Annotated in this window: 2 protein-coding genes; one reads left to right on the top strand and one right to left on the bottom strand. The window is 61.6% G+C overall.

What is annotated here, in order from left to right:
• The coding region (locus tag AC5Y7V_RS31245; RefSeq protein ID WP_139361186.1) for an MFS transporter at window positions 1–757 on the bottom strand (757 nt) is incomplete at its 3' end.
• A 712-nt stretch (window positions 758–1,469) separates the two neighbouring features.
• On the opposite strand from AC5Y7V_RS31245, the gene AC5Y7V_RS31250 reads away from it, so the two are divergent.
• Window positions 1,470–2,381, top strand: a complete 912-nt coding sequence (locus AC5Y7V_RS31250) for an alpha/beta fold hydrolase (protein WP_157894438.1) — start codon at window positions 1,470–1,472, stop codon at window positions 2,379–2,381.
• Window positions 2,382–2,990 lie beyond the last annotated feature (609 nt).

The following is a 2,990-nucleotide window of genomic DNA, read 5'->3' on the forward strand; positions in this document are numbered from 1 at the left end:
TCGCGACCCCGATGGTCACGACTATCTCTCTCCAGAATTTTTTGATGCTAACCATCAATGGGTTGTGCACAACTGCATCACTCTTTTCGAGTGCCTCAAACGTGGGGGTCTCCTCGACTCCGAGGCGCAGCCACAGGGCTCCGAGAGTTGTGAATATGGCGAGAAGGAAGGGGATCCTCCATGCCCAAACGAAAATTTCTTCCTGAGTGAATACGGCTGACAGGACACCAATCGCTCCCGAGCTAAGCAATAGACCTCCAGCTGTACTTACCTGCTGCCAGCTTCCGTAGAGGCCGCGGTGCGCGGGCGGGGCCGACTCAACCATAAAGATGGCCGAGCCAGATGATTCGCCTCCAGCTGCGATGCCCTGGAGCAGGCGGAGAATTGTAAGTAGGATAGGCGCAGAAATTCCGATGGAGGCCTGGGTTGGCAGCACACCAATAAGTACCGTGCAAATACCGATGAGCAGGACTGAAGTAACGAGAGCCAAGCGCCGGCCGTAACGGTCTCCAATGTGGCCAAACAGCACGGCGCCCAGTGGCTTCGTGAGGTAGCCGGAGGCGAAGACGGCAAAGGTTAAGATCAACGCGCCGGTTCCGTTGTCAGAAAAGAAGAGCTTGGCGAGGATAACCGCCGAATAGCCATAAATCCCGATGTCATAACCCTCCAAGACATTACCGGCTGCGGCGGCGATGGCGGCACGGCGAGAGTGGGTACGTACCGACTCAGACTCGAATTTGGACAGTGTTTGTTTCATTGGTCAGTCTTCCTTCTCTAATAGGCGGAGGGTGAGAATGTCGAACTTCTCCATGTGTCTAATTCGCGATCACTGATGCATCCGACCACTTGAAGCGAAGTTGTGTCGAACACGCGACGGCATGTCGCGTCGCAGAAGCTTTTTGTCTCGCTCGAGAGCATTTTCACGTCGAAGGTCAATCTCTCTTCCTGGGGGAGATTGACCTGGCGCTGCATTCCAGTTGGAGCATGATGGCCTGTGGGCCACTGCCCTCTGTTAGGCAGAGAGTGACTCTGATGGGTGCTATCCACTCGCTCGTCGTTCGTCAATGGTTCCGCTCAATCCGGGCTTCGCAGCTCGTGGCGGTCGCCCGCCTACTCGATCGCGTTGACGCTGGCCAGGCGGCCCAGTGGAGCCGTGGAGAGCCAATGTCGAGTAGGCGCACGGATGTTGGTATGGCGCCTGGCAGCCAGCCGGTTGTGGTTGCTGTTGTATCGGCGTGTATTCACGTCAACCAAGGCGTACCAATCGGGATGGGCTCGGCGGGCCCCATCAGCAGCTGGCGCACAACGAGCGTCAACCGACGACCGGGATGTCGACGGCGATCGCGGGCGTTCAACTTGTCACCGGCGTTGAATCACGGATCCCTCTTGACAGAAGGCTTCTCTGTGTGACAGAAATGGCAGATACTCGCCCCATAGGCGAGCCAGTTGCTTTGATCAGGAGGCTTGAGTTGAACACAGACCTGTCCGTGAACTACATATCCGTCGGCGGAATCAGGACGCGCTATATCGATCAGGGCGAGGGTCCGGTCATCCTCCTGATCCACGGTGGCCACTCGGGTATGAGCATGCCGGGCGGCGGGGATGGTTGGGCTCCCGTCATCGCTCCTCTGGTCGACAAGGGCTTCCGCGTCGTGACCTTCGACAAGCTGGGGCAGGGAGAGACTGACCTCGCGCCGACGCATGCCGAGTGGACGTTCGATGCGGTGGTCAAGCACGCCAGGGGCTTCATCGACGCTCTGGGACTCGAGGACATGATTCTGGTCGGGCACTCGCGCGGTGGCCTGCTGGCGAGCAAGCTCGCTCTTGACATGCCGGAGTCGACCAAAGGTCTCTTCATCGTGTCGAGCGCGACGCTCGCTGGCACCGACGCTAAGTTCCGCGACGTTGAGTTCTACGACGCGATCACGCGTTCGCTTCCGGCGGACGCGTCTCCGGAGGAGATCTGCGGAGCCTACTTCCGTGCGCTGTACGTGACCCCGGTGCCGCAGGAACAAATCAATGCGGCCGCCGCTAAGTACGTCAAGGAGAACCACCAGAACGCCCTCAAGACCTACCCGATGGTTGAGAAGAAATACTGGGAGCCGAGTCTTCAGGCGGCGAAGGACGACATCCGCGCTCGCCTCTTCGCCGGCGAGGTCAATATTCCCGTCGAAGTCGTCTGGGGCCGCGACGATCGCTCGGCGCCGGTTGACCTGGGCATCGCCTTCTACCAGAAGCTCGCCCTCGTCTCGGAGACCACGAGCCTGCACATCCTGGGAACCGCGGGCCACAACGTCTTCGCGGAGCGAACCGAGGACTTCGTTCGAATCCTGGCGGACTACGCAGGCCGTCGCAGCGCCAGCTATGCGACGCGTCGTTGATGGTGATCCTGGGGAACTATCCCGCTTGACGGGGTCTTCGAGTCCGTGCCGGATTGGCGCAGCGCGCCCAGATCGTGCTGCTGGCTTCGGCGTGCGAGTCGAACACCGCGATCGCGGACAAACTGGCCTGTATCTCTTGAAGTGGCCCCCCTGTTCGTGTCCGGTTTCCGGCGACCACGGTGGGCTCTGGGAGAGGGGCCGAAGACAGCGGCGGTTTTCGGCTGGGCGTGATGTGCCCGTGAAAGAGATCGCGGCGCCCGTGGCTCCGTCCTCCCCGGACGAACCCGGTTGAGGGAATTGTTGCCCGGGCTGGTGTGCCGGTTGCGCTCAGCGCGCCGGGCCGGCCCGGCGCAGGCGCCGGATGACGCACAAGCGCGGGATCCTTCGGCGGGCGACAGCCGCAGGGCGGCCCGCATTGGGGCATGGCGGTCCTCCCGCGGGGTGGATTCTACCCCTGATTCCGCTCCCCCTTCCACGGGCCACTGGCTGGCCCCGCCAGAGGGGGCGGAGGAAGAAGCGGTCCCCATCGTGGAAGCCCTCGGCTGCGGCCGGTTCTGGGTCTGAGATCGGTGCCGGGCGGGGCTCACACTGGCCGGGCCTTCAGATCGG

Source organism: Mycobacterium sp. NGS34, from assembly GCF_059812845.1.